This window comes from Mycobacterium sp. Dal123C01 (genome assembly GCF_052566995.1).
The window spans coordinates 5,857,060-5,861,197 of record NZ_CP199580.1 but is presented as its reverse complement, the minus strand read 5'-3'; the positions used below and the strand labels follow the sequence as shown (position 1 = coordinate 5,861,197).

Sequence of the window (4,138 nt, the reverse complement as noted above, 5' to 3'; positions counted from 1 at the left end):
CCGTGGACAGTGGATGAATACTGGTGACGACGAAGAGTTGCCGAGTGTCCGCGTGCTAGACCGGCACGAGGACGGGTCGTGGTGGGCTGATGCGTCGCGGGTCATGGTCGAGCCGTTCGATGGGGTGACCGCGTTTCGGCACGGGGATTCTGCTGGGGGCGCTGGGTCTGGGCCGCACGCATCGTTATCGATGAAATCGGCCCACGGTGCGCCGAGCGCAGAGCGCGTCGGGTTGCCCGTCGCGCGAAACGCCCGCGATGTCACCCTCGGCGGAGCCGCTCGCGGGCACGCGCAAGAAATCCACTCCAGCAGCGGTATCATGTTGTCCCGCAGAAGATTGCATCATGGCGATGACCTCATGACTGAGGCGGCGGATGGGGCATTTGCGCCCGACGAACGTGAGCTGACCACGACGCTGAACCGGTTGGAAACGCGGCCACCTGGACAGGACAGCGCGGGTCTGGGCCCGGATGATCATCGCGTGATCGGCATGGTTCAAAGCGGCCAGGTCGTCCCGTCAGGTGATCTTGCCCGCCGGTTTGTCAACCAGGACGTGCGGGTGCCCACACATATTGCAAGATCAGCCGGCCATAGTCACGCCGAGGCAGGGCCCTCGGGACACGGCCGTCATTCGATGGACGTCGACCCCGACTCGCCGTCGCGTCATCCCTCCCCGGACACCAGTGAGCTGTCGGAGGCTCCGTCGTCAGCGCATATGTCGGGCGCTGAGGACAACTTGGTTGCTAAAGGACGGACGGGCCCAGCCAAGCGGGCTCTGGACGAACCTGAGGAACAGCGCCGCAAACGGGGTCGACCGAAAAAGCGCACAAAGACCGATTCGGCAGCCGCCGACTTCGAGCAATATGACAAAGTCACGACGGCCGCCCAGGTTGAGGCGTTGCTTTCCGAGTTGGAGGCGGAATCAATCAAGCCTGCAGGACAGCGCGAAACGCCTGCCGATATCACCCGGCGACACCTCGTCGAGGAGGCACCGCGCGGGACCTTCGACACCGCCAAGGGCTGGATGATGCAAATAGGCTGGAAACCCGGCGCTGACAAATATCTGCCTAAGCGGCTGAGTTCGATGGAGGACTACCCGGAGCATCGGGATGCTATCCAGGGCTTGGTCGAACGATTGGGTCTGCACGATGGCCAACTTCCAGAGCCACCGAAGCCGCCCATCACCGCTGAAAATTTAGCTAGAGCACTAGAGTTTCTCGTCGAGAAGAGCCGGACAGAAGGCAAACGGAAACGTGGAGACACCGTCCGGGACGATATGGCGAACGAGGCCGGGATTAAGCGCACCGACCTCCAACACTGGATCACAGTCGATGGCTCGCTGAGAAAAAGCATGCCAGAACTCGCTCGACTGCGAGGCTACACCGAACACCGCGATCGATTGAGGGACGCCTTCGCAAGGATAGGGCACGACAACACGGCAGAAGGGTTGCCCGAAGCGAGTGGTGCGGCGCTTGCCGGCGACATGACGGCGGAAACGTTGGACGATGCGCTGAAGAAGCTTGTCGAGGACCCGAACAAGACTCTGCAGAAGATCAGTAATGAACTCGGAGTGAGCGCAGGTGTTCTCCGGCTGTATGTCGGCATGAACACCGAAGGACTTCGCGCGACAACGCAGCGGGTGGTGGGGCTGAGCCACTACGCGGAGCGGCGCGACTCGATCGTGGCATCGCTTGAAGCCATGGGCCTACACAATCAGGCTGAGAAGCTGCCACCTACGGCCATCACTGCTATGGATTTTCTGCGAGCATTTCGCCACAACCGCGCACAGTTCGGCGACGCCTTCCGACGGATGCAAAACAACCCCACACTTTCGGCTCGCGATGCCGCCGAGGCGGCGGGTGCGCCGTGGGAGGCATTCTCCATGGCGGTCGGCGCCGGCGGCACGATCCGCAGCCAAAAGCGAGTCGAGTCTGAGTTGCTTGACCTCCCAACTCATCTGCAGGAAGGGCTCGACGACGCGTTTGGGCAGCTGAACCGCCTCGCCGAGGGCGCCGAGATCGACGCTATCTCGGGAACTGGGATGATCGGGGTGACGGTCCCCGGAGCCGCATACGCGCCGGAACGGCTCTTCATCATTGATGCCGAGACCAACCCTGCGGCCGGCGGGCGGGGCGGACACGTGACACGCCTCTACGAGCAGAATCCGGAACTCGTGCACGATCCAAGATCCTACGAACACGATCGCGCAACGCAGTTGCTGCGCTGGATGTCCACCGTGTTGAAGGAAAAGTTTTCGGACTCAACGGAAGTGCAGTCTTACTTTGACGCCGAGGAAGAAACAATCTACGTATCGTCAAACAATGCCGTCGTCAACGACCGAATTCGTGAGCTGCTCAATACATCCGGCCTGGAAGATCTGCTGGAAAGCCGCGAGGGCGGGGATGCGGATGGCCGACAGACTCGCCACTGGAGCAAACTGAAGAAAACGCTCTCAAGGACCGAAGCGGTGAACGGGACCGGAGTGTTCGGCAAGATGCTGACAGCGATCGAACAGAAACGCTTTCGGGTCCCGAACAGAAGATTCTTTGACAAACAGAGTCCCGTGCACCTGCACGCCGAACGCCGCATCCACGCCGCGCTGAAAGAAGACGGTCGCGACACTATCGATCTCGAGCTACTTGCTGGCACTATGCGAGCCTGCGGTTACTGCGCAGCGGACCTGGGTTTCGACGACCAACGCCCGCGCGGGCCGTTTTGGAAGACGAACACCGCGAGCCACCTCCTCGACGGTGAACGGATCATCGAGGAGAACGTCCGAAAATCGATCGGAAGCTACGTCACTCGAACACGGAGCGGAAAAATCACCACCGACTACAACACCGATAGCGACTCGGATGCGGACACGGACGACGAGCCGGACCCTAAAAAGGACGGGTAGTCAGCGGACGTCGTAGGGCCACGCCAGCCGCGAGAACTTCTCCGACACCGCTCCAGCCAGTTCAAGATAGGCTTGCCGCGTCGCGGGTTTGAGCAACCCGAAGTCGAAATCGGCCCCCTCGGCCAAATGCGGCTCGAACGGGATGACGTGCGTCGACCGGCAGCGCGCGTCGAAGTGTTCGACGACCTTGTCCAACTTGAGTGCCGCCGCACCGCGTTTCGGTGAGGTCAGTACCACGTGGGCCTCCCGCACCAAGGCTTCGTGACCGTGTTGTGCAAGCCAGTCCAGTGTCGCTGATGCGCTGCGTGCCGCATCGATGGCCGGCAAGCTCACCAGCACGATCGCATTGGCCAAGTCCAGCACGCCGGCCATCGCCGAATGCATGATTCCAGTGCCGCAATCGGTAAGGATGATGTTGTAGTAATGCCGGAGAATGTCCACAGTGCGCCGGTAGTCGGTTTCACCGAAAACCTCAGCCACTGCTGGGTCTTGCTCGCTGGCGAGAACCTCCAGCCGGCTCGGTGCCATTCGGGTGTGATTTCGAATATCCGCATATCGCTTGATGTTCGGATCCCTCAGCAGATCACGCACCGTCGAGGACGTCGAGGTATCCGGCACTCGCTCGGCCAGTGTGCCTCGGTCCGGGTTCGCGTCGACGGCGATGACACGGTCTGTGCGCACCGTCGCCAGAGCCGAGCCCAAACCCAATGTGGTGGTGGTTTTTCCGACACCGCCCTTGATGGACAGCACGGCGATCCGGAAATCGCCGACGATGGGTTGACGGATCTGCTCGAATAGTTCATTGCGTTCGCGCTCTTTGCGGGATAAGCCAGCGTTGATCCGTCGACCGGTGACTTTGTAGACGGCGCGGCGCCACCCCGACTCCGGTGCATTCCGATCGCGGTTGATGATCTGAGCTTCATCGAGAGGTGGCGGCAACCGGATTGCCTGCGATGCAGGGTGATCCGGCTGAGGCACTGGACCGCGTAACGCGTGTTCGGGTGGCGCAGGCCATGGTGGTAGCCCTTGCCAGGGGGGAGGCGGCAATGGCGGCAGTCCGGGTGGCCACCCGGCAGGCCATGCCGGTGGTGCAGTCTCCGAAGACTGCGGTTCCAGTTGTCCCTGCGGTTCCCGGCGGTTCGGCAGTTCGCCGGCGTCCGCACCCAGTGATCGGCTTTCCACTGGCTGGCCTTGGTTTTCGGGGATCGACTCGAACTCCATGCCCATCGGCGACGTGGA

1 protein-coding gene and 1 pseudogene are annotated in these 4,138 nt (G+C 61.8%); one reads left to right on the top strand and one right to left on the bottom strand.

Annotated features, from left to right (window positions below; translation table 11 throughout):
* Nucleotides 1-13: 13 nt before the first annotated feature.
* On the top strand, nt 14-2,899 hold the full coding sequence (locus tag ACTXG5_RS27305; RefSeq protein WP_445161747.1) for a hypothetical protein: 2,886 nt from the start codon (nt 14-16) through the stop codon (nt 2,897-2,899).
* Here ACTXG5_RS27305 and ACTXG5_RS27300 read toward each other — a convergent pair.
* Nucleotides 2,900-4,048: pseudogene (locus ACTXG5_RS27300) on the bottom strand (nucleotide-binding protein); the annotation flags it as partial.
* Nucleotides 4,049-4,138 lie beyond the last annotated feature (90 nt).

Bases quoted from the DNA above. Each gene is read 5' to 3' on its own strand.
- ACTXG5_RS27305 (WP_445161747.1), top strand. From the start codon at position 14: ATGAATACTGGTGACGACGAAGAGTTGCCGAGTGTCCGCGTGCTAGAC.